At 54.0% G+C, this 22,238-nt stretch carries 19 protein-coding genes and 1 tRNA gene; 9 read left to right on the top strand and 11 right to left on the bottom strand.

All coding sequences use genetic code 11. The features are described 5' to 3' along the window. Window positions 1-73: 73 nt before the first annotated feature. The 3 genes from H8K27_RS10650 to H8K27_RS10640 all read left to right on the top strand — a co-directional run bounded on the left by H8K27_RS10650 (window position 74) and on the right by H8K27_RS10640 (window position 3,073). Entirely contained in the window at window positions 74-556 is a 483-nt protein-coding gene (locus H8K27_RS10650; RefSeq protein ID WP_186863170.1) for a ClpXP protease specificity-enhancing factor, read from the top strand. A gap of 55 nt (window positions 557-611) precedes the next feature. After that, window positions 612-687: transfer RNA gene (locus H8K27_RS10645), tRNA-Thr, on the top strand. Window positions 688-886: 199 nt separating this feature from the next. Then, window positions 887-3,073, top strand: coding sequence for a S9 family peptidase (locus H8K27_RS10640; protein WP_186863169.1), 2,187 nt, complete (start codon window positions 887-889; stop codon window positions 3,071-3,073). Between the two features lie 68 nt (window positions 3,074-3,141). On the opposite strand, the gene H8K27_RS10635 is transcribed toward H8K27_RS10640, so the two are convergent. Together H8K27_RS10635 and grxD are read right to left on the bottom strand one after the other, a co-directional pair. Continuing rightward, entirely contained in the window at window positions 3,142-3,732 is a 591-nt protein-coding gene (locus H8K27_RS10635) for a UbiX family flavin prenyltransferase (RefSeq protein WP_186863168.1), read from the bottom strand. A 14-nt stretch (window positions 3,733-3,746) separates the two neighbouring features. Continuing rightward, window positions 3,747-4,058, bottom strand: a complete 312-nt coding sequence (gene grxD, locus H8K27_RS10630) for a Grx4 family monothiol glutaredoxin (RefSeq protein ID WP_186863167.1) — start codon at window positions 4,056-4,058, stop codon at window positions 3,747-3,749. A 349-nt stretch (window positions 4,059-4,407) separates the two neighbouring features. Between grxD and H8K27_RS10625 the strand changes: the two genes are divergently transcribed. Beyond that, on the top strand, window positions 4,408-6,396 hold the full coding sequence (locus H8K27_RS10625; RefSeq protein WP_456243320.1) for a sigma-54-dependent Fis family transcriptional regulator: 1,989 nt from the start codon (window positions 4,408-4,410) through the stop codon (window positions 6,394-6,396). Between the two features lie 24 nt (window positions 6,397-6,420). On the opposite strand, the gene H8K27_RS10620 is transcribed toward H8K27_RS10625, so the two are convergent. From H8K27_RS10620 to H8K27_RS10610, 3 genes are all read right to left on the bottom strand, one after another. Next, entirely contained in the window at window positions 6,421-6,816 is a 396-nt protein-coding gene (locus H8K27_RS10620) for a DUF779 domain-containing protein (protein ID WP_186863166.1), read from the bottom strand. Window positions 6,817-6,911: 95 nt separating this feature from the next. Further along, complete coding sequence (gene adh, locus H8K27_RS10615) at window positions 6,912-8,432, bottom strand: aldehyde dehydrogenase (protein WP_186863165.1); 1,521 nt, start codon at window positions 8,430-8,432, stop codon at window positions 6,912-6,914. Window positions 8,433-8,777: 345 nt separating this feature from the next. After that, entirely contained in the window at window positions 8,778-11,126 is a 2,349-nt protein-coding gene (locus H8K27_RS10610) for a Tex family protein (protein WP_186863164.1), read from the bottom strand. Between the two features lie 287 nt (window positions 11,127-11,413). Between H8K27_RS10610 and H8K27_RS10605 the strand changes: the two genes are divergently transcribed. From H8K27_RS10605 to H8K27_RS10585, 5 genes are all read left to right on the top strand, one after another. After that, on the top strand, window positions 11,414-12,433 hold the full coding sequence (locus H8K27_RS10605; RefSeq protein WP_186863163.1) for an alpha/beta fold hydrolase: 1,020 nt from the start codon (window positions 11,414-11,416) through the stop codon (window positions 12,431-12,433). Between the two features lie 216 nt (window positions 12,434-12,649). Next, window positions 12,650-14,191, top strand: a complete 1,542-nt coding sequence (locus tag H8K27_RS10600) for a COG3014 family protein (protein WP_186863162.1) — start codon at window positions 12,650-12,652, stop codon at window positions 14,189-14,191. Window positions 14,192-14,217: 26 nt separating this feature from the next. After that, window positions 14,218-14,616: a YcfL family putative periplasmic lipoprotein gene (locus H8K27_RS10595; RefSeq protein WP_186863161.1), complete on the top strand. Its 399-nt coding sequence runs from the start codon at window positions 14,218-14,220 to the stop codon at window positions 14,614-14,616. Between the two features lie 34 nt (window positions 14,617-14,650). Then, the gene (gene lpoB / locus H8K27_RS10590; protein WP_186863160.1) at window positions 14,651-15,265 is read left to right on the top strand and encodes a penicillin-binding protein activator LpoB; all 615 of its coding nucleotides are present in this window, start codon (window positions 14,651-14,653) and stop codon (window positions 15,263-15,265) included. A 21-nt stretch (window positions 15,266-15,286) separates the two neighbouring features. Next, window positions 15,287-16,108 carry a penicillin-binding protein activator LpoB gene (locus tag H8K27_RS10585; RefSeq protein ID WP_186863159.1) on the top strand — a complete coding sequence of 274 codons (822 nt, stop codon included), beginning with the start codon at window positions 15,287-15,289 and terminating at the stop codon, window positions 16,106-16,108. A 112-nt stretch (window positions 16,109-16,220) separates the two neighbouring features. On the opposite strand, the gene H8K27_RS10580 is transcribed toward H8K27_RS10585, so the two are convergent. The 6 genes from H8K27_RS10580 to hemA all read right to left on the bottom strand — a co-directional run bounded on the left by H8K27_RS10580 (window position 16,221) and on the right by hemA (window position 22,228). After that, window positions 16,221-17,834 (bottom strand): alkaline phosphatase D family protein, encoded by a 1,614-nt coding sequence (locus tag H8K27_RS10580; protein WP_186863158.1) that lies wholly within the window; start codon window positions 17,832-17,834, stop codon window positions 16,221-16,223. A gap of 69 nt (window positions 17,835-17,903) precedes the next feature. Next, the gene (locus H8K27_RS10575) at window positions 17,904-18,323 is read right to left on the bottom strand and encodes a GNAT family N-acetyltransferase (RefSeq protein WP_186863157.1); all 420 of its coding nucleotides are present in this window, start codon (window positions 18,321-18,323) and stop codon (window positions 17,904-17,906) included. 22 nt (window positions 18,324-18,345) lie between these two features. Further along, on the bottom strand, window positions 18,346-19,170 hold the full coding sequence (gene prmC, locus H8K27_RS10570; RefSeq protein ID WP_186863156.1) for a peptide chain release factor N(5)-glutamine methyltransferase: 825 nt from the start codon (window positions 19,168-19,170) through the stop codon (window positions 18,346-18,348). After that, a complete protein-coding gene (locus tag H8K27_RS10565; protein WP_186863155.1) occupies window positions 19,170-19,670 on the bottom strand; it encodes a disulfide bond formation protein B in 501 nt (166 codons plus the stop codon). The genes prmC and H8K27_RS10565 overlap by 1 nt, the downstream gene beginning before the upstream one ends. A gap of 98 nt (window positions 19,671-19,768) precedes the next feature. Next, on the bottom strand, window positions 19,769-20,848 hold the full coding sequence (gene prfA, locus H8K27_RS10560; RefSeq protein WP_186863154.1) for a peptide chain release factor 1: 1,080 nt from the start codon (window positions 20,846-20,848) through the stop codon (window positions 19,769-19,771). An 87-nt stretch (window positions 20,849-20,935) separates the two neighbouring features. Next, on the bottom strand, window positions 20,936-22,228 hold the full coding sequence (gene hemA / locus H8K27_RS10555) for a glutamyl-tRNA reductase (protein WP_186863153.1): 1,293 nt from the start codon (window positions 22,226-22,228) through the stop codon (window positions 20,936-20,938). Between the last annotated feature and the right edge of the window lie 10 nt (window positions 22,229-22,238).

Below are 22,238 nucleotides of genomic sequence, written 5' to 3'. Positions count from 1 at the left end.
CCCATAAGTCAGCCTTGTTGTTTTTGTTTGACCGATCTATTCTTAACTCTATCGTTTTGTCCGGGAAGCCAATATGGAAGCAACCTCTACCAAGCCTTATTTCATGCGCGCCATCTATGAATGGTGCACAGATAATGGTTATACGCCGTATATGGCGGTGAAAGCCGCCGGTGCCGCCCAAGTCCCGATGGAATTTGTCCGGAATGGCGAAATTGTCCTGAACATCAGCTTTGGCGCGACCAGCGGCTTGAAAATGGATAATGATGCGGTGACTTTCAAAGCACGGTTTGGCGGCGTTTCACGTGATATCTATGTTCCTGTTGCCAATGTGATCGCGATCTATGCGAGTGAAAATGGCCAGGGCATGGCATTTGAAGTGGATTTATCGCAGACCTTGCCAGAACCTCCGGAAGCAGTTCAGGACACATCCGCAAAGAAAATTGGCCTTGCCGCCGTGAGCACACAGCCTGAAGTGAATGAAAGTCCGTCCGCTGCTGTGGATCACAAAAAAACAGAAAAAAAATCAGAAAAACCCTCGCTAAAAATAATAAAGTAGCCTATAATCTTGGTCTTCGGGAATGCAGCTGTTTGGCATTACTGAAAAGATTTTCGCCGGCTTAGCTCACTTGGTAGAGCAGTTGACTTGTAATCATCAGGTAGCCAGTTCGATTCCGGCAGCCGGCACCAATAAAAACCCATCGTTAGCAATAACGGTGGGGTTTTTCTTTTGTCCTTCTCTATTGCGAGCACCATGTAGCATGCTCTTCCATCCGGTACTTCTGTACTGAAAATCAATGAACTGATGATTGCGCGGAAGGTCATAGCTTTGTCTGCAACGGTCAGACGGCTTCGTTGCAACGGATAACAAAAACACAGAGGGTTACGAATGAAAAAAATCATCGGATGGGGAATGCTGGTCATTTCGCTGTTTCAGGCGGGAGGTGCATTGGCAAATGACGGGAAACTGAGTCTGGAAATGCTGTATCACCCAACGCAGAAGGCGCGCTTTGAAAGTAAACCGCTGACCCGTTTATTCTGGGATCAGCAAAATCGTTTAATCGAATCGCAACTGCAGGATGGCATCGTCCGTTTGTCGGAAGTCACGCCAGAAACATGGAAAAAACAGGCCCTCCCTGTCGACGGTAATCTTTTGCGGATTCTCACATCGGCAAAGATAGAGGAAAAGGAAGCGCGTCGCCTGGCAGAAATGCTGGGTAGTCAGATTCAGCCGGGGCTGCACGCTTACTTGTTCAGTTACCGGAATGATTTATGGTTGCTGGATCTGAAATCCGCTCAGGCAAAGGAGCTGACGCATACGCCGGATCAGAATAAAGATGAGGCGCTGCTGTCTCCTGATGTAAAAACAGTGGCTTATTTAAAAGGGAATGATCTGTATGTGACGGATGTCGCCAGTGCGACAGAAAAACGTCTGACCCGGGATGGCAGCGAAACGAATCTGAATGGCCGTCTGGACTGGGTTTATATGGAGGAAATTTATGGACGGGGTAAATTACGCGCATTCTGGTGGTCGCCTGATTCCCAGAAACTGGCGTTTTTGAATTTTGATGAAACCAGGGTTCCGCTATACACCCTGAGTGGCGATCATGCCCAGCCGGCAAAAACAGAGCGTACCCGTTACCCGAAAGCGGGTGATCCGAATCCGGTCGTCAAGCTGGGTATCATCGATAAAAGCGGTCAGTTATCATGGACTCAGAATCCTTACCCTGATCAGGAAACCTTGCTGGTTCAGGTCGGGTGGACGCCGGATGGGCATCTGCTGGCAGCCTGGCAGGATCGTGTCCAGACCTGGCTGGATCTGCGCTTGTATGATGCCTTGTCCAGTGCAAGCAAAGTCATCGTCAGGGAAACGAGCCCGGCATGGACTGAGCGTTTGCCTTTCCCGGTCTTTTTTAAAGATGGCAGCTTCTTATGGGAATCCGACCGCAGCGGGCACCGGCATCTGTATCACTACGATAAAAATTATCAGCTGGTGAAAACGGTTACCAGCGGCAATTGGGATGTTCGTCAGGTGTATGGCATTGACGAGATCAATAACCGCATCCTGTTTTCTGCGAATGAACGTAACCCTATCGGCAATGACGTGTATGCCGTGAACGTGGATGGCAGCCATTTACAGCGCTTGACCACCGAGCCTGGTACGCATCAGGTTCAGTGGAATAAAACGATGACGCAATTCCTTGACACATGGAGCAGTCTGAAACAGACACCAAAACAGGCACTGTTCAGCGCTGCGGGACAACAGCTGAAACTGATTGATGATCCTGGTTTACCGGAAAAAATGAAAGGACTGCAATTAGCGCAGGTCATTCAGCAGCAGATTCAGGCGCGTGACGGATTCCCGCTGGAAAGCCTGCTATTCCTGCCACCTGATTTTGATCCGAAGAAAAAATATCCGGTCTTTCATCATCTTTATGCCGGCCCGATGGCATCGCAGGTGAATGATCGCTGGAACCATAACCTGTATTACCACTTCCTGGCACAGCAGGGATATATCGTCTGGATACTGGACAACCGCAGCGCCAGTAACAAGGGTGTCGCCAGCGCCTGGCCGATTCACAAAAAACTGGGGCAGCTGGAGCTACAGGATCAGCTCGATGGTCTGGAATGGCTGCGCCGGCAGGGCTGGGCTGATATGGAACGGATTGCGCTGGATGGATGGAGTTTTGGCGGCTATTTCACGTCCTACGGCATGACGCACAGCCAGGCGTGGAAAATCGGTTTTGTCGGTGCTCCCGTCACAGACTGGCGCTTATACGACAGCGTATATACCGAACGGTATATGGGATTGCCGCAGGAAAATCCCGATGGTTATGACCGGGGCAGCGTGTTGAAAGCAGCGGGGAATCTGCATGGCAAAATCCTCATCATGCATGGCACGATGGACGATAATGTACATCCTCAGAATACGGTGATGCTGATTGATGAGCTGATCAAGGCCGGCAAGGATTACAGCCTGCAGCTCTATCCGGGTCAGGGACATGGCCCGCGCGGTGATGCAATGATCTGGTCATTGCAAAAAGCGCGTTGGGAATTTTTGAAAAATAATTTGTAACACTGTTTGTTACCCCCGGCAGGATGTGGGAACGCCTGTCGGGTGTGATTACTCGGATCAAAAAGTGCTTATTTCTCGCCCAGACCTTGCCAGCGAGGCGTGAGTACGTGAGGAATGTTAAACAGGTCGAGTACCCGCCCGGTAGTGTGATCGACCATATCGATAATCGACTGCGGACGATGGTAAAAGCCGGGAAGCGGCGGAAAGACGATGGCGCCCATTTCGGTGACAGCCGTCATATTGCGCAGATGGGCCAGATTGAATGGTGTTTCGCGCACCATCAGCACCAGGCGGCGGCGCTCTTTCAGCACCACGTCTGCCGCACGGGTAATCAGGTTGTCTGAGAGCCCATGCGCAATCGCCGCCAAGGTTTTCATCGAGCATGGCGCAATGATCATGCCATCCGACTGAAAAGACCCGCTTGCAATGCTGGCGCCGACATTTTTAACATGATGAACCACATCCGCCAGCGCCTCGACCTCTTTACGGCCCAGATCCAGCTCCTGCCGCAGATTTAAGAGCCCGGCCTCGGAAATCAGCAGATGTGTTTCCACTTGCGGCAGGTTGCGCAACACTTCCAGCAGGCGCACGCCATACACCGCACCGGTGGCACCGGTGATGGCAATGATCAGACGCTGAGGCGCAATACTGGCTGACATCCGTTACCTTGTGGTCAGTCTTTCAGCAGCGTCTGCAGTTCGCCGCTTTCAAACATTTCATTCATGATATCGGAGCCACCGATAAATTCGCCCTTGACATACAGTTGCGGAATTGTCGGCCAGTTAGAAAAATCCTTAATCCCCTGGCGAACTTCGGCATCTTCCAGCACATTGACGGTGACCAGATTCTGCACGCCGCATGCTTTGAGCACCTGTACAGCACGACCGGAAAAGCCGCATTGCGGGAATTGGGCAGTCCCCTTCATGAACAAGACTACAGGGTTTTGCGTTACGGTTTCTTTGATCCAGCTTTGAACGTCACTCATGGCAATATCCTTTATTTCCTGATAAATCGAATCAGCCATTATCCCAGATTTTATACTTGCCTGCCTTGATGTAAGACCAGATCGCCTGATCCCGTCGTGTTGGGAAATCAGGCCAACCAGTTGCAGGACAGGGAAAGATGAAAAAATATTAAAAATAATGAATAACAACTTGCGCTGATATGTGTTTTTTCTCAGAAACACACTTGAACAGCGACCGTCCTGCGGGCCGTTCCGCCAGGATCGGCAGGAAAAAATTGTGCAAATTGATTTGTGACTGCGGGAACAGTGTTACAGTCATCGTTCAATCGAAGCTCCGGCATAAAGGGCAGAATTGTACAAGGAGACAAGCATGCATGAACTGGCGAACACGACCACGCCGGGCAGTGCGGGCAACGCTTATCAGGGACATTTTTCATCTGCTGTTGCTGGCATGGATGACTGGAATGTGATTGCACTGGCCCATGAGCGTTCTGCTGCCTATGGAGTGACGCGGAGCGCAGCCCCCGATTACGATCCATTGAGCCGTACCGAGCTGTCCGGTGTGCTGGAACGCAATCATATCTTGCACAGCCACGCGGTACCGGTGATGGAGACGCTGTACGAGCAGATCATCAATACACATCACATGGTGGTGCTGACGGATACGCAGGGCTGCATCCTGCATACGCTGGGCGATGCGGATTTTCTGGCCAAGGCAGACCGGGTGGCATTGAGCCCGGGCGTATTGTGGTCGGAGCAAAGCAAGGGCACCAATGCCATCGGCACTGCCATTGCCGGACAAAGTCCGACCATCGTGCATGCGGATCAGCATTATCTGCTGGCCAATAATTTCCTGACTTGTTCCGCCTCGCCGATTTTTGATACGCAGGGAAAAATGCTGGGCGTGCTGGATGTGACTGGCGATCAGCATCATTTTCACCGCCACACGCTGGCGCTGGTGCGGATGTCAGCGCAGATGATCGAAAACCAGCTGATGGCAGCGACTTATCCGGATGCCCTCAAGCTGCATTTCCACAGCCGTCCCGAATTTCTGGGAACGCTGATGGAGGGAATGGTCTGCTTCACGCCGGACGGCCGCGTTCTCTGTGCCAGCCGCAGCGGCCTGTTTCAGTTCGGACTAAGCCCTGCGGCAATGCAGACGCATACGTTCAGTTCCCTGTTCGGCTTACCTATCTCATCACTGATGGATCATTACCGGACAGCTGCGCCCGGCCTGTTGCGTCTGTGCCTGCCGAACGGTGTCAGGGTATTTGCCAAATGCAGCGATATGCATCTGGCGGGGTCGCCGTTCCATCATGCCTCGCAGCAGACACGGGCTGCCAGTACGCATGACAGAGCTGCGATGCCGGTGCACAAGGAGCGTACGGAGCGGATGCCGCTGTCTGATCTGAACATGCTCAATACGGGTGACCCGCAACTGGCGGCAACGATTGCAAAACTCAGAAAAGTGATTGGCCGCGGTATTTCGATATTGATCACCGGCGAAACCGGCACCGGAAAAGAATTACTGGCTCAGGCAATTCATAATGATTCGCCCCGTCATGCAGCGCCGTTTATCGCGCTGAACTGTGCATCGATTCCGGAGTCGTTAATCGAGTCTGAGTTGTTTGGCTATGAAGACGGTGCGTTTACCGGTGCCAGAAAAAAAGGCAATACCGGCAAAATTTTACAGGCGAACGGCGGCACGCTTTTTCTCGATGAAATCGGTGATATGCCTTTGCATTTGCAGGCGCGGCTGTTGCGTGTGCTGCAGGACCGGATGGTGACGCCGCTGGGCGGAACCAAATCCATTCCGGTCAACATCGACCTCATCTGCGCCACGAACCGTCAGTTGCGCGACATGATTGCCCGCGCTGAATTCAGGGATGATCTGTATTACCGGCTGAATGGGCTGGTTGTGCGTCTGCCTGCTTTACGCGAACGCACAGACCTGGACATCGTGGTGCAGCGGATTCTGCAGCATGAAAGCGAGGCGCTGGAGCAGGCATACACCGTTGCTCCTGAAGTGATGGCGCTGTTCCGCCATCATTCCTGGCCCGGGAATTTCAGACAGCTCAATAATCTGTTGCGCACGGCGATCCTGATGACCGGTGAAGATCACGTGATCCGTCAGGAGCATTTGCCGGACGATTTTCTGGAGGATGCCCGTGTCCGGCTGGCGCAGGCTGCTGACCCGGCGGCGGGACTGGCTGCAGAAACACACCATCCTGCGACAATGGAAGCCATTGAATCGGAAGTGATCAGGAAAACCCTGGCCGCGCATCAGGGCAATGTATCGGCTGCTGCGCGGGCACTGGGTGTGTCGCGCAACACCATTTACCGGAAAATGCAAAACTGACGTTTGCGTCCTGCCGGCCAGTGCTCAGGATGCCGGACGGGCCGGCAGTCCTTGCTGTTCGAGCCGCGCATTCTCCTCGTCCGTAAACAGGTGCGAGCGGGTCAGAAACCGTTTTCCTGTCCCGTTATCCAGAGAAAACATCCCACCCATGCCATCCACCACATCAATGATGAGCTGGGTATGCTGCCAGTAGGCAAACTGCTCCTGTCCCATGTAAAAGGGTACTTCGCCGATTTGCCCAAGATAAACGTCGGTATCGCTGATCTGGAAGTCGCCCTGCGCATAGCACAGCGGGGAGCTGCCGTCGCAGCAGCCGCCTGACTGAAAAAACAGTAGCGCGCCGTGACGGTGCTGCAGTTGTCCGAGAAACGCCAGCGCTGCATCCGTCGCCAGCACCCGTTGAATGTCTGAAGTTGCCATGATGATTTCCTGAAAAAAACCGGAGCATATTCCGATGCATGACATCGGAAGGCTCCGGTAAAGCACTGATACATCAAGGGGTCAAACGGATGACATCAGAAGAAGCCGAGTGCATTCGGGCTGTAGCTGACCAGCAGATTTTTGGTTTGCTGATAGTGATCCAGCATCATCTTGTGCGTTTCGCGTCCGATACCGGATTGCTTGTAACCGCCGAATGCGGCATGCGCCGGATACAGGTGGTAGCAATTGGTCCAGACCCGGCCAGCCTGGATGCCGCGTCCGACGCGGAATGCACGTGAGCCATCGCGGGTCCAGACGCCAGCTCCGAGACCGTACAGCGTGTCATTCGCAATCGCGAGCGCTTCGGCTTCGTCCTTAAATGTCGTGACAGAGACCACCGGGCCGAAAATCTCTTCCTGGAAAATCCGCATCTTGTTGTGGCCTTTGAAGATGGTCGGCTGAACATAGTAGCCAGTGGCCAGATCGCCTTCATGCTGCTTGCGTGCGCCGCCGAGCAGCAGTTCCGCGCCTTCCTGTTTGCCGATATCGAGATAGGACAGGATTTTTTCCAGCTGTTCCTGCGATGCCTGCGCCCCGATCATGGTGCTGCTGTCGAGCGGACTGCCTTGCTTGATGGCGGCGACCCGGGCAATCGCACGTTCAATAAAACGCTCATAAATTGATTCCTGAATCAGCACGCGGGAAGGGCAGGTGCAGACCTCACCCTGATTCAGCGCGAACATGGCGAAACCTTCCAGACACTTGTCGAAGAACGCGTCATCTTTATCCATGACGTCTTCAAAAAAGATATTGGGTGATTTGCCGCCGAGTTCCAGTGTCACCGGAATCAGGTTCTGAGAGGCGTACTGCATGATCAGGCGGCCAGTGCCAGTCTCACCTGTGAAGGCAATCTTCGCAATCCGCTTGCTGGAAGCCAGTGGTTTGCCTGCTTCCAGGCCGAAGCCGTTGACAACATTCAGTACGCCTGGCGGCAGCAGATCCTGAATCAGCTCCATCAGCACCATGATGGAGGCTGGAGTCTGCTCAGCCGGTTTCAGGACGATGCAGTTTCCTGCGGCGAGCGCCGGCGCGACTTTCCAGACCGCCATCAGAATCGGGAAATTCCATGGAATGATCTGGCCGACCACACCCAGCGGTTCATGAAAATGGTAAGCATAAGTTTCGGCATCAATCTGCGCCACGGTGCCTTCCTGGGCACGGATACAGCCTGCAAAATAGCGGAAATGGTCAATCGCCAGCGGAATATCGGCCGCCATGGTTTCGCGGATAGGCTTGCCATTGTCCAGTGTTTCTGCGGTAGCCAGCAGCGTCAGATTTGCTTCCATGCGATCAGCGATCTTGTTCAGAATGCTGGCGCGTTCAGCAGGGGAGGTTTTGCCCCAGGCAGTCTTGGCGGCATGTGCGGCATCCAGTGCCAGCTCGATGTCTTCCGCCGTGGAGCGGGCGACTTCGCAGAAAGCTTTGCCGATGACGGGGCTGATGTTTTCAAAATAGGCACCCCCAACCGGAGCAACAAATTGACCGCCGATGAAATTATCGTAGCGGTTCTTGAATGGATTGCTGATCCCGAGTTTGCTGATGTCTGCCATGTTCATGATGTGTCGTCTCCAGAAATGTGTTTTGTAGGATGTTGTGGAACCCAGAAAAGCTGTTGCACGATTCTGTTTGAGCAAGCGCTGTGCCAGTCCGTGAAACGATGTTTCAGGATGATGGCGATATCGTTGCAGAGCGCATGGATTCAGGGTTTGGGCTGATCTGGGCTGACTGGCGGAGAGGCGGCCAGAGTGTGCCGGCAGATGTTGTATCCTGTCACAGGGAACAACACAGTGTCGCAAATTGGAACAGTCGCCGGCAATAAAAAACGCAGGTAACCAGATAGTCACCTGCGTTGATCAGGCCAGCAAAATTTCTCGCTTGTATTGTGTGTCGAACGTTTCGGATCAGCCGCGTAATTTGGCGAAGGCTGCTGCCATTGCATTGTTGGCCGGCGCGGCCGCCTGATTGCGAGACTGATGCTGATTCAGACGCTTCGCATCCTGCCGGTCGCCACGCTGTTCCGGTTTGCTGCCGGCTTGCGGTGTGCTGTCAGACAGGCGCATGGTGAGGGCGATACGCTGACGTTTGACATCCACTTCCAGCACTTTCACTTTGACCACCTGACCCGCCTTGACCACGGTGTGCGGGTCTTTGACGAAGGTCGACGACAGCGCAGAAATATGCACCAGTCCATCCTGATGCACGCCGATATCGACGAAGGCGCCGAAGGCCGCCACGTTGGTGACCACGCCTTCCAATATCATGTCCGGGCGCAAATCCTTGATGTCTTCCACGCCATCCTTGAAAGTCGCGGTGGTGAATTCCGGGCGTGGATCACGGCCTGGTTTTTCCAGCTCTTTCAGGATGTCGGTGACGGTCGGCACACCAAATTTGTCATCCGCATAGCGCGCAGGATTCAGGGTTTTCAACAAACCGCTGTCACCGATGACGGCTTTCACATCTTTCTGTATATCAGCCAGGATTTTTTCTACCAGCGGATAGGATTCAGGATGGACGGCGGAAGCGTCGAGCGGATTGCTGCCATTCATCACGCGCAAGAAACCAGCAGCCTGTTCAAAGGTTTTGTCACCCAGTCGTGGCACGGCGCGCAAATCGGCACGTGCGCTGAACATGCCTTTGGCATCGCGGTAATTCACGATGCTTTGTGCGACACTCGCGGACAAGCCGGAAACCCGCGCCAATAAAGGCGCAGAGGCGGTATTGACGTCGACACCGACCGCATTTACGCAGTCTTCCACTACCGCATCGAGCGAGCGCGCCAATTGCGTCTGGCTGACGTCATGCTGATACTGACCAACGCCGATGGATTTCGGATCGATCTTCACCAGCTCAGCCAGCGGGTCTTGCAGGCGACGTGCAATCGATACCGCACCACGGATGGACACATCCAGATCCGGCAATTCTTTGGACGCGAATTCCGAGGCGGAATAAACCGATGCACCCGCTTCGGATACCACGATTTTCGTCAGCTTCAGTTCGGGCTTGAGCTTGATCAGGTCCTGCGCCAGTTTGTCGGTCTCACGGGAGGCAGTGCCATTACCGATAGAGATCAGCGATACCTGATATTTTTCTGCCAGCTTTGCCAGCGTATGCAGCGAGCCATCCCAGTCATTGCGCGGCTGATGCGGGTAAATCGTGGCGTGTTCCATCACCTTGCCAGTCGCATCGACAATCGCCACTTTAACGCCGGTGCGCAAGCCCGGATCCAGACCCATAGTGGCGCGCGGTCCGGCTGGCGCTGCCAGCAGCAGCGCTTTCAGATTGCGGGCGAAAACATTGATCGCCTCGATTTCTGCATGTTCACGCAGCTTGCCCATGAGCTCGGTTTCCAGATGCATGAACACCTTTACGCGCCAGGCCCAGCGCACGGTATCGGCCAGCCATTTATCCGCCGGGCGGTCTTTTTGGCTGATGCCAAAGCGTGCGGCGATGCGGCTTTCGCACGGGTTCAGCGGCGCATCCCATTTTGGTTTTTCTTCTTCACTGTCAAGCCGCAGCGTGACAGTCAGCATTTCCTCGCGGCGACCACGGAACAAGGCCAGCGCACGGTGTGAAGGAATGGTGCCCAGCGTTTCTGAATAATCAAAATAATCGGCAAACTTTTCGCCTGCATCCTGCTTACCTTCCACTACTTTGGATTCCACGATGCCGTGTTCATTCAGGTATTCACGCAGGGTTTGCAACAGCGTCGCATCTTCGGCAAAGCGCTCCATCAGGATCTGGCGCGCGCCATCCAACGCTGCTTTGGCATCAGCCACGCCGGGATTGTCACCGTTGGCGGTGGTGAAGGCTGGCTTCAGATAAGCGGCCGCTTCAGTTTCCGGATGCAGCGCAGGGTTGGTGAGCAAGGCATCAGCCAGCGGTTGCAGGCCGGCTTCCACCGCGATCTGGGCCTTGGTGCGGCGCTTGGGTTTGTAAGGCAGGTACAGGTCTTCCAGCCGGGTTTTGTCTTCTGCCAGGCTGACTGCCGCCAGCAGTTCCGGCGTCATTTTGCCTTGTTCCTCAATCGAGGCGATGATGGCGGCACGGCGGTCTTCCAGTTCGCGCAGATAGCGCAGGCGTTCTTCCAGCAAGCGCAACTGGGTGTCGTCCAGGCCACCGGTGACTTCTTTACGGTAACGGGCAATGAACGGCACGGTCGCGCCTTCATCCAGCAGGGCCACCGCCGCTGCCACCTGCACCGGTTTGGCAGCGAGTTCTACGGCAAGTCTTTGTTCAATTGAAGGCAACATAAATCCAGCATCCAGACATAAAAAAGCAATGAAGGCGCTGATGATACGCAATTTGCGGCTTTGCGCCAGTCTTGACAGCCGGACTGGCAGGGGGTAGAACCTCTGCGCGTTATCGTACATGCAATATTGGCACTGAACTCCAGTTTGCCGGTGATTGCGGGAGGTCAGAGTGTATTCGCCTTGTCCCCAAATCTGTGGCGGCGGATACCGTCTTTTCAAAATACGGATGGACTGGGGACCGTCTGCATGCCCATTTTGTGTTAACTGAACAGGAGCTTCCGGGATTGATGTTCAATTTATCCGCCTTCTACATACGTTGCCTGCATCGTTGTTTCGGTTTATTACTTTGTGGCGTGACGCCGGTTTGTATAGCGCAAGCCAGTGACAGTTTGCGTTTCCATTTTGCCGATGGGACTGATTCGGTCTATTTTTATCTGGAAAAGCAGGCGCAGACCGCGATCAAGCCGGCCTCACTGCCACAGGCACAATCCGGTGCGGTGCAGCAGGAACAAGTGAATGCGCAGCGGGAAAACTGGTTTTTCGTAGTAGGTGGCTCAGGCTGCGCGAGTATGGGGCGCTATTTGCCGGGCTATTTCCGCGGACTGGAAGGTGAATCCGGGCGCAGCCGGATTTGGTTGTTACAGAAACGCCATGTTGCACCACACGATGATGGCGCCAGCTGCAGTGAAGATTTTGTGCGGGATGACCATTTCAGCCGATGGCAAGCGGATCAGCTGGAGTTCATTCGTTTTCAGCTTACCCAAAGTCATACATTACCGCCACGGGTGATATTGATGGGGATTTCAGAAGGGGCAGAGTTGGCACCGGTGCTGGCGCTGTCGATTCCTTCTGCCACCCATCTGGTTTTGCTTGCCCATAGCGGCGACAGCGCAATGGGGACTTATCAGGCACTGGCACAGTCGTATGCACATATGCATGCCGGATGGGAGCAATTGCAGGCAGCATTGGCGACAATGCCCGCAAATCCTGACCGCAGCCTGATACATGGCCGCAGCTGGCGTTATTGGGCAGAAATCCAGTCAGTCAACCACCTGGAGAACCTGCGCATGTGGAAAGGTCCCGTCTTGTGGTCACTGGGCGACGCCGATCCCCTGATTCCCAAAGATGCCAGACATAAGTTACAGCAAATGCTTGGACCTGTTTCCGGCCAATGGCGGAACTGCGTTTTTCATGGAGCAGACCACGGTTTAGATAGCCAGGATCACCGGTATCTGCCGGATTTCATGTGGCAGCTTGACCGCTGGCTGGCAGCTTATCCGCAACAGGAACCTTGTCTTGACTGGTGATCGTCTTAAGACGACGTCGTAACGCTGCATACAAAAAATAAAGCGTAAAACTTGAGATCGCTTAAATAATTTAAAAATAGTTACAATTTTGCGAACAATGTGGTTTTTTTATAATGAAAAAAAGTAATGCTTTAATTATAATTGCATGCTCATGTAACGTAACTAATCTTTTTTTAAAGTACGTTTCTTACTTTTTCCTATTTCTCCAGGATACCTATGCGCATTTCTATTTTTGCATTGACTCCGCTGGTGGCGGCACTTGTGCTCACGGGCTGCGTTACCACACCTACCCATGACAGTAAGGTGGCCAACTCTCTGGCTGTTATGAAAACAGGCCAGATCGAAGAAGCGATTCAGCAAGTTGAAGCGCAGACGCAGGGGAAAAATGAAAATGACTTGCTGCTGAATCTGGAAAAAGGCGAGCTGATGCGCATTGGCAAGCGTTATCAGGACAGCCTGAATGCCTTGAATGTGGCAGATACGAAAGTCAAAGAATGGGAGGAAAATGCCAAGAGCAATCCGCAAAAGCTGATGGCACAGATAGGCGCTACCCTGATGGGCGATGCCAGCCGCGATTACGAAGGGCAGGACTACGAAAAAGTAATGCTGACTATTCGCATGGCGATGAATCGTATCAATCTGGGTGATCTGGATACGGCGCGCGTCGACATCAAGCGTACCCATGAACGTGAAGCGGTGATTGCGGAATTCCGCTCCAAAGAAACCGTCGCGGCGGAAGAAGAAGCCAAAGCGAAGGGTGTCAGCTCTGGCAATAAAGAATTGAATGGCTATCCGGTTGAAACCCTGAATGATCCGGAAGTACTGAAGCTGAAAAACGGTTATCAGAATGCACTCAGCCACTATCTGTCCGGTTTTGTGTACGAAGCGCTTAACGAGCCTGGCCTGGCCGCGCCAGGATATCGCAAAGCGATAGAATTGCGTCCTGAGTTGCCGGTACTGGAAGAAGGTTTGAAGGGTCTGGATCAGCGTACCAGTTTCCGCCGCAAGAAAGGTGTGACCGATGTGCTGTTTGTGGTCGAAGCCGGCAATTCACCTGCGCGTCAATCGAAAAAGCTGACCTTGCCGATTCCGACCGGGCGCGGACTGATCACCATGTCGCTGGCCTTCCCTGTCATTTATCCGGATAAGGATGCGCCGCAGATCAATATCATTCAGGTCGGTAACCAGAATCTGCCGACAGCATTGATTACTGATTTTAACGTGATGGCCCGCCGTGCCCTGAAAGATGAGCTGCCGGGGATTTATACCCGTGCCGCGATCCGTGCTGCCGTTAAGGGTGTTGCGCAGGATCAGATCAACAAGAATTTTGGTGCCTTAGCCGGACTGGCCGCCAATATCGCAGTGGCGGCGACTGAGAGTGATGCTGATGACCGCATGTGGCGTAGTCTGCCTGAGCGCGTATTCGTGGCACGCGCATTTCTGCCGCCGGGTGACTATGACGTGAACTTCACCGGACGTCCGGGTGAAATCAGCAAGATCACGATCGATGGGCGCTACATGGTGGTTCCGGTACGTCTGTATCAGAATAAAACCTATCTGGGTGACCTGGCCAAATTTGGCGCAGTGACACCTGTTGCGCAGCTCGAAGATAAAGCTGCAACAGCAGTACAGGACACCAAACCGGCATCAAAGAAAAATCCCGCTAAATCGGCAAAGGCCGCAAAAGCTGCAAAACCTACAGCCCAGTCTGGTACCACTGCGGCTGCCGGTGTTGCAGGAGCCGCAAATACCAATTAATCGCTACCCCCAAAGGACAGAACACAATGAAAAATGCTCGTTTACTCGCAGCCAGCGCATTATTCGCTGCTTGCTGGATTACTTCAGCTCAGGCTGCTAACGATATTCCGAATGCGTCTTCCGCTGGCATCGCTGCCAAACTGATGGTGCGCGGTACGCTGGAAGGTGTGCAGGTAGTCGATCTGCGCTCGCAGCGTCGCAATGACGTGATGGTGGTGCAGGCAGAAATGCAGAATCTGACCGACAAAGATGTGCGCGTGTATTACCGCTTCCGCTGGACTGATGCTGCCGGTATGCAGGTTGGCGATGGTGAAGTCTGGAAACCATTGATGATACTTGGACGTCAGAGTCAGCTGATCAAAGGCACGGCTTATGGTCCGCAAGCCAGTGACTTCAAAATTGAAATGAGTGCTGAACCACGTTGATACCTGATCCCGGAATGATATTAAGGAATAATTTATGAAATCGATCGCAACATTCTCCAAAATGATTTGTCTGCTGGCATTAGCCGGCATTTCGCTGACAGCATGTCAGACTAAACTGTCACAACCGACTGTCAGCCTCGCACGTCAGGTCAGCTACGGCGACAACAAGGCTGTGGAAACCGTTACTAATGAATTCGGCTCGACAGATCTGCAGATGATTGCAGAAAAAATGGTCGGCTCTTTACTGGAAGATCCGGTACTCGCCAATCGTCCAACCCTGACACTGGCTGGTGTCCGCAACAAAACCAGCGAATATATCGACACCAAGTCGATCATGAACAGTATTCAGACTGCACTGGTGAAAAGTAAAAAGGTGAAATTCACCCGCAGTGCTGACGAGATGCAGCAAGGTGTGGATGAGTTGCAGCGTCAGAATCAGAGCGGCCTGTATAAAGCGCAGGGTAAAGCCAAAATCGGTAATATGACTGCGGCTAAGTACTCGCTGGAAGGTGAAATCGTCTCCATCGTTAAACAGAGCGCAACTACCAAAGATGTGTTCTACAAGATGACACTGAAACTGTATGACATCGAAGACGGTTCGATTGAATGGCAGGATGAAAAAGAAATTCGCAAAACATCCAAAAAATAACTTTCCGGCAAAGGAAGCAAGATGTTGAATATAAAAAAAGCGATCGCTGTTTTAGCCTGCGGCCTGGCAGGTATCAGCGCTTATGCGGCTGAGCCTAAAATTGCAGTGACAGATCTGACCTACGAAGAAAAAGTCAGTGAGTATTTCCGCGTGGTATCTGCCTCCAGCAAGAGCAGCGTTAAAGGTAGTTACAGCGAACGCGAAACCGATCACAGCTATTCCCAGCGCGGTAACATCAATGCCAAAAGCGAAAGCAATTATTTTGAAGCGGAAGGCTATTACACCTATATCGATCGGGGTGAATTAAAGACCTACACCGCAGATTTGAAAGGTGCCTTGTTGAAAGGCGGTGCAGTGCATCTGGTACAGGCGCGTCCTTATGTCGGTAAACCGATGGAGAAAATCTACGATATTATCGGTCGCATTAAACAAGGTATGTACCCGGGGGCCGATTATGTATTGTTCGGTACCGTCAGTAATATTCAGTTCCGTCAGGAGAGTAATCAGCTGCAATATGGTAACTCTATGACAGCCAGTTTGTCGCTGGATCTGGTGGCGGACTTTAGCCTGATTAACACCAAGACCTATGAAGTGAAGGCGGCTTTCAGCGCCAGCGGTTCCGGTGTTGATACCAAGATCATCAGCCGCGCCGGTGACCGTGTGGTATTTAATCGCGGCAAAGTCATGCAGGAAACCTCCCGTAGTCTGGCAGAGAATGCCTATAACGAACTGATGGTGCAATTTGGTCTGCCGCGTGGCGCGAACGCACGTCCGGTCAATGGCAACGGCAGCACTCAGCCCGTTGTGACACCTCAGCCTGAGCCGGTCACCGTGTATCGCTGAACCTTGAGTAGTTTGATTCACCATATCAAAAAGCCAGTCTGTGACTGGCTTTTTTTTTTGAAGTCGCCGGTGCACGTGGCTGTCTTCGTCTGCTGATTGGAGACAGGACGACTCAGGCTTCCGGATGGATATCGACCTTATACAATTCCTTGCCGTCGATATCATGCAGCGACACTTTCATCGCTTTGGTATGCGCATCGATTTCGGCGATGCCGAAGAATTGCAGCAGATCTGTCGGCGGGCGGTTTTGTTTTGAATCGGCAGGAATGCTGACATAACGCACATCGGGCCCGAAGGTCTTGTCCACTTCATTCGGGCCAAAGGTGCCGGCATTCAGCGGGCCGCCGATGAATTCCCAGAACGGTTTAAAGTCGGTGAACTGCGCCTTTTCCGGCATGTAGTAAGTGGCGGCGGCGTAATGGACATCGGCTGTGACCCACACCACATTCTTGATGTTGTGCTTTTTGATGAAGCCGAGCAGATCGGCAATCTCCAGTTCGCGTCCCAGCGGCTTGCCGTGATCGCCGTTGGCCCAGGCTTCAAACGTTCCTTTCGGCACATCGGGATTCAGATCGGGAACCACCAGCGAGATCGGCATGTCGCTGGCAATGACCTTCCAGGTGGACCGCGATTTCAGCAGCGCCTGCTTGATCCATTGCAGCTGCGCCTTGCCCAGGAAAGCGGCATCCTGATTCAGCACAGCTTGCAGGTTCGGTGAGTTTTTGCCGCGGTAGCTGCGTTCGTCCAGCATGAACACTTCCAGCAGCGGGCCGTAGGAAAACTGCCGGTAGATGCGATCCGGATCATTTGCGTCGATACGGAAGGGATTGTATTCAAACATTGCCCGGCGCGAATGACCGGCCAGCGTATTCAGGTCGCGTTGCTGCTGGTAGCGTTTTTCGGCAGCGCCGATCTGCTGACCCGGGTACCAGTTGTTGCGCACCTCATGGTCATCCCACTGCACCAGGAAAGGCACTTCGGCAGCAAAGCGGCGTTTGTTGGCGTCGAGGAAATTGTAGGCAAAATTCCCGCGATAATCGTCCAGGGTTTCTGCCACTTTGGATTTGGCAGGGGTGACGATGTTTTTCCAGATATCGCCATTGCTGAGCCGGATTTCTGCCGGAATCGGGCCATCGGCATAAATCTGGTCGCCCGAATGGATGAAAAAATCAGGCTGGAAGCGACGCATGCTTTCATAGATACGATAACCGCCGAATGCTTCATTGATGCCGAAACCCTGTCCGGCTTCATCGCCGGAAAACGCGAAACGGATATTCTTGTGGTGACCACCGGGAACCATCAGGCTGCCGCTCTGGGTTTCGCTGAAGCTGCCCGGATGTGTCAGGTCTTCAAAGCGGACACGATAATAAGTGCGCTGACCGGCTTGCAGGCCGCCCAGGTCAACGCGTGCGGTGTAATCATTCGAAGGCAGTGCCAGCACCGCCTGCATTTGCTGCGGGTTTTTCCATTCCGGATTATTGGCATACTCAACCCACATTTTCGACGGACGATCGGCTTTGCTCCAGACGATGGCTTTGTCGAGCGTGACATCGCCACTCATGACACCGCATGGCAGCTGCGGGCGCAGACGATCCGCCGTGATGACGGCTGGAGCCGTATTGTCGGCCAGGGCATGCAACAGCGGGGAAGTGCCGATCACGGCACCGGTACCAGCGCCGAGCTGGCGCAAAAAGCGACGACGTGGAGGGAAAGACGGACCGGTCATGGTATCTCCTGTGAACTGGGCTGAAAATACCCAGTGTAAAAGCCGACTGTGACCGGATGATGAAGGTAATCAGCCTGACAGATACATGCCGGGGCGATTGATTTCCATGAAGGTTTCAGGCTTTTCCGGCGGTTTGAAGCCAAATTTTTCATACAGGCCACGCGCTGTGCTGCTGACCAGAATGAAGCGGCGTAACTGCTGCAGATCGGGATGTTGTTGTATTGCTTCCATCAGCTGCCGGCTGTAGCCGCGACCGCGAAATGCCGGCAGCACGAAGACATCCATTAGATAGGCGAAAGTGGCTTTGTCCGTCACTACCCGCGCAAAGGCGATCTGCTGTCCATCCAGATAGCCGCCGAAACACAGTGAATGGGCGATTGAGCGCTGGACGGTTTCCAGCGGGATGCCCGTTGCCCAGGGAGATGATTCTGAGAGAAACGTATGGATTAGGCTGATATTCAATGCCGATGGATCGGTGGAGATGTGCATGACTGCTCCTGTCGAAAAATGTTCAGATCAGTTGTCCGCCAGATACCCGTTCAATGCCCGCCAGGTCGCGCCAGCTCTGGATGCCGGAGAAATGATGCTGCTCCAGCAAGGTGCGCACGGCTTCCGCCTGATCGTAGCCATGCTCCAGCAGCAACCAGCCTTGCGGCAGCAAATGGGCGTTTGCCTGGCTGATGAGGTGGCGGTATGCACTGAGGCCATCGCCATGATCGGTCAGTGCGTTCAGGGGTTCAAAGCGCAAATCGCCCTGCGACAGATGCGGATCGTCTTTGACAATGTAAGGCGGGTTGCTGACGATCGTGGCATAGCGTTCTGTTCCCAGTGCCTGATACCAGTTGCTGTGCAGCAGCCGTAACGCGTGTGGTGGCAATAATCGTTCTGCATTGGAATGTGCTACCGCCAGCGCTTCAGCACTGATGTCGGCAGCGGTGACTTGCAGATCCGCACGCTGATGTGCAATCGCAATCGCAATGGCGCCGGAGCCGGTTCCGAGATCCAGCAAGGCAGAACTGGTCGGTGCATATTTCAGTGCAAGTTCAACCAGCAACTCGGTATCCGGACGCGGGATCAGCACTGCCGGAGAAGTCTGGAACGACAGGCCGAAAAATTCACGTTCACCAGTCAGGTAGGCAATCGGCTCTCCTGCGGCACGGCGTTGCAGTAATGTCTGAAATTGTTGTTGTTGCGCGCTGGTGAGTTGGTAAGCCGACTGGGTGATCAGCTGTATCCTGCTGAAACCGGTTACATGCATGAGCAGTATGCGGGTATCGGTTTTGTCCAGCGGAGAACCCTGTTCGCATTGTGCGATGCTCCATGATGTCTCTGACATCAGTGGCGCTCTCCAAAGATGCTGGTCCGGGTGCGGGAGAAAAACAGGGTGCCGAGTACCACGCTGAAAATCACGAACCAGATCATGGCCCAGGCGGGAATCGATAAACCGAGAATCGGCGGGTAAGGTGTTTCGCACAGGCCGTCAGCGCGGAAAATGATCGGGAACCATTCGGACAGAAATATTTTGTTCAGGCCGGTTTCCAGCGGATCGATACCGCAGGACAGTGTCGGATTAGACAGCACGTATAAATGTTTCCCCGCGATGCCCATGCCCGTCAGCGCCGACAGCGCAGCCAGCCCGATGCCATAACGGCGGCGTGGCGGCGGCAAGAAGGCCGCAATCAGGCTGAACAGGCCGATGCAGAGAAAAGCATAACGTTGCAATACGCACAAAGGGCATGGCAGCATCAGCTCCACAATTTGCAGATACAGTGCAACACCCAGCAAGGTCAGGCAAATGACGGAAACGGCGAGTAAGGCAGGACGGAAAGCGGGCATGGGAAATGAGTCCGTAAAATAAAGGCGGATGCCAGCTTACACGCTTTTGTGCTTACTTGCGCATGGCGCTGTCAGCGTGGCACTGCTGATTGGATGGTTTATTCGTCGCCAAGTTCCGCCAGCAGTTCGGCCTGGTGTTCAGCGATCAGGGCGTTGGTCAGTTCTTCCAGATCACCGTCCATGATGAAGTCGAGTTTGTACAGAGTCAGATTGATCCGGTGATCGGTCATGCGTCCTTGCGGATAGTTGTAGGTGCGGATGCGTTCGCTGCGGTCGCCGGAACCGATCAGGCTTTTGCGGGTCGCGGCTTCTTTGGCCTGCTTCTCGCGTAATTGCCCGTCCATGATGCGGGTGGCCAGTACCCGCATCGCCTGTGCCTTGTTTTGATGCTGGCTGCGGCCATCCTGGCATTCAACGACGATGCCGGTCGGCAGATGGGAAATGCGGACGGCAGAATCGGTTTTGTTGATGTGCTGGCCGCCGGCACCGGAAGCGCGGAAAGTATCGATCCGCAGATCGGCATTGTTAATCACGACATCGGCCAGTTCGTCGGCCTCCGGCATCACGGCAACAGTACAGGCGGAGGTGTGAATCCGGCCCTGGGTTTCGGTGGCCGGAACCCGCTGCACGCGATGCCCGCCCGATTCGAATTTCAGTCTGGAATATGCACCGAATCCGGCAATGCGCACGATCACTTCTTTATAGCCACCCAGTTCGGAGGCCGATTCGGACATCATTTCCACTTGCCAGCGATTACGTTCCGCAAAGCGGGTATACATGCGCAGCAGATCTCCGGCGAACAGCGCGGCTTCATCGCCGCCGGTACCGGCACGGATTTCCAGCAGGATGTTGCGCTCATCGTTGGGGTCTTTGGGCAACAGCATTTTCTGCAAATCGCTTTCCAGACCGAGCATGGTTTGCCTGCCGGTGTCGATTTCTTCCTGCGCCATGGCTTTCATATCAGGATCGTTCAGCATTTCCTGCGCATCATGGATATTATTTTGCGCTTGCTGATAGCGTTGATATAAGGCGACCAGCGGTTCCAGTTCGGCATGTTCGCGATTGAGCTTGCGATAACTGTCCATGTCGTTGGTGGCGCCTTCCTGAATCAGTAACTGATTCACTTCGTCAAGGCGCTCGGCGAGCTGATCCAGCTTGGAAAGCATTGATGGTTTCATAAATTTTGAATCGAAGAAAAACTGGGAAACGAAGGCGGCGGAACGCCCAGGGAATGCCGTCACAGACGGCAGAAAAAGGAAAAAGCGCTAACGCTTGGTGCGGAACAGTTGAGGCAGCAGATGTGCCAGCCGAGCACGTTCGTCGCCGCTGGCCTGATGCAGTGCCTGTTGCGGGCCATGCAGAAATTTGGCGGTAATGCCTTTGGATAAGGCTTCCAGCACGCTGTCGATATCATCGCCGCGTGCCAGCATTTTACGGGCGCGTTCCAGCTCCATCAGGCGCAGCTGCTCGCTGCTTTCATGCAGGTCCTGAATAACCGGTACGACAATCCTGCCATCAACCCAGTGCATGAAGGACTGTACCCGGGTTTCGATGATGGCTTCGGCCTGTGCCACGGCGGCCTGGCGGCTCTCTATACCGGTCTGCACCACGCTGCCGAGATCATCGACGGTATACAGGAAAACGTCATCGAGCTTGGCGACTTCTGGTTCAATATCGCGTGGCACCGCCAGGTCCACCATGAATACCGGGCGATGCCGGCGCGCCTTGACAACGCGCTCCACCAGACCCAGACCGATAATCGGCAGGGAAGAAGCGGTGCAGGAAACAATGATGTCAAATTGTGCCAGTTGCGACGGCAGATCCGCCAGGCGGATCGCCTTACCGTTAAAGCGGTGTGCCAGCGCCTCGCCGCGTTCCAGCGTGCGGTTGGCAATCGTCAGCGATTTCGGATTCTGCGCCGCAAAATGGGTGGCGCAGAGTTCAATCATTTCACCGGCACCGATGAACAGCACATGCTGATCGGCGATCTTGTCGAAAATGCGCTGTGACAGCCTGACTGCGGCAGCTGCCATGGAAACGCTGTGGGCACCGATTTCCGTGGTGCTGCGGACTTCCTTGGCGACGGAAAATGTCCGCTGAAACATCTGGTGCAGATAGGTCCCCAGTCCACCCGCAGCTTCCGCCTGACGCACGGCATCCTTCATCTGACCCAGAATCTGGGGTTCACCCAGTACCATCGAATCGAGTCCGGAGGCAACGCGGAAGGCATGCCGGACAGCATTGTCCTGCGGCAGAGTGTACAGGTGGGGGCGGAGTTCTGAATACGGCAGCTGATGAAAATCCGCCAGAAAATGCGCTGTGGCATCAACCGGATTGGCTGCAGCACAGGCGGCATACAGTTCCGTGCGGTTGCAGGTCGATAAAATGGCGGCCTCATTGCCTTGGACTGGCGATGGCCCTGTTTCGGCAGTGCGTTGCCCGAACCAGGCGCGTGCCGCAACCACTGCCTGACCAATCTGTTCAGGCGAGAAGGCGACCTTTTCCCGCAGCGAGAGCGGCGCAGTCGTATGATTAAGGCCAACGGCGGTCAGTTGCATGCTTGGAGAG

Source organism: Cognatundibacterium griseum (genome assembly GCF_014284195.1).
GTDB classification, from domain to species: domain Bacteria; phylum Pseudomonadota; class Gammaproteobacteria; order Burkholderiales; family Burkholderiaceae_D; genus Undibacterium; species Undibacterium griseum.
The sequence above is the reverse complement of the archived record's forward strand: the minus strand, read 5'-3'. Positions and strand labels throughout refer to the sequence as shown.

Coding starts and splice junctions, on each gene's coding strand:
- H8K27_RS10625 (WP_456243320.1), top strand. CDS start 4,408: ATGCATGAACTGGCGAACACGACCACGCCGGGCAGTGCGGGCAACGCT.
- H8K27_RS10635 (WP_186863168.1), bottom strand. CDS start 3,732: ATGTCAGCCAGTATTGCGCCTCAGCGTCTGATCATTGCCATCACCGGT.
- H8K27_RS10575 (WP_186863157.1), bottom strand. CDS start 18,323: ATGCACATCTCCACCGATCCATCGGCATTGAATATCAGCCTAATCCAT.
- H8K27_RS10595 (WP_186863161.1), top strand. CDS start 14,218: ATGAAAAATGCTCGTTTACTCGCAGCCAGCGCATTATTCGCTGCTTGC.
- H8K27_RS10620 (WP_186863166.1), bottom strand. CDS start 6,816: ATGGCAACTTCAGACATTCAACGGGTGCTGGCGACGGATGCAGCGCTG.
- hemA (WP_186863153.1), bottom strand. CDS start 22,228: ATGCAACTGACCGCCGTTGGCCTTAATCATACGACTGCGCCGCTCTCG.
- prfA (WP_186863154.1), bottom strand. CDS start 20,848: ATGAAACCATCAATGCTTTCCAAGCTGGATCAGCTCGCCGAGCGCCTT.
- H8K27_RS10640 (WP_186863169.1), top strand. CDS start 887: ATGAAAAAAATCATCGGATGGGGAATGCTGGTCATTTCGCTGTTTCAG.
- H8K27_RS10585 (WP_186863159.1), top strand. CDS start 15,287: ATGTTGAATATAAAAAAAGCGATCGCTGTTTTAGCCTGCGGCCTGGCA.
- H8K27_RS10610 (WP_186863164.1), bottom strand. CDS start 11,126: ATGTTGCCTTCAATTGAACAAAGACTTGCCGTAGAACTCGCTGCCAAA.
- adh (WP_186863165.1), bottom strand. CDS start 8,432: ATGAACATGGCAGACATCAGCAAACTCGGGATCAGCAATCCATTCAAG.
- grxD (WP_186863167.1), bottom strand. CDS start 4,058: ATGAGTGACGTTCAAAGCTGGATCAAAGAAACCGTAACGCAAAACCCT.
- H8K27_RS10600 (WP_186863162.1), top strand. CDS start 12,650: ATGCGCATTTCTATTTTTGCATTGACTCCGCTGGTGGCGGCACTTGTG.
- H8K27_RS10605 (WP_186863163.1), top strand. CDS start 11,414: ATGTTCAATTTATCCGCCTTCTACATACGTTGCCTGCATCGTTGTTTC.
- H8K27_RS10650 (WP_186863170.1), top strand. CDS start 74: ATGGAAGCAACCTCTACCAAGCCTTATTTCATGCGCGCCATCTATGAA.
- lpoB (WP_186863160.1), top strand. CDS start 14,651: ATGAAATCGATCGCAACATTCTCCAAAATGATTTGTCTGCTGGCATTA.
- H8K27_RS10580 (WP_186863158.1), bottom strand. CDS start 17,834: ATGACCGGTCCGTCTTTCCCTCCACGTCGTCGCTTTTTGCGCCAGCTC.
- H8K27_RS10565 (WP_186863155.1), bottom strand. CDS start 19,670: ATGCCCGCTTTCCGTCCTGCCTTACTCGCCGTTTCCGTCATTTGCCTG.
- prmC (WP_186863156.1), bottom strand. CDS start 19,170: ATGTCAGAGACATCATGGAGCATCGCACAATGCGAACAGGGTTCTCCG.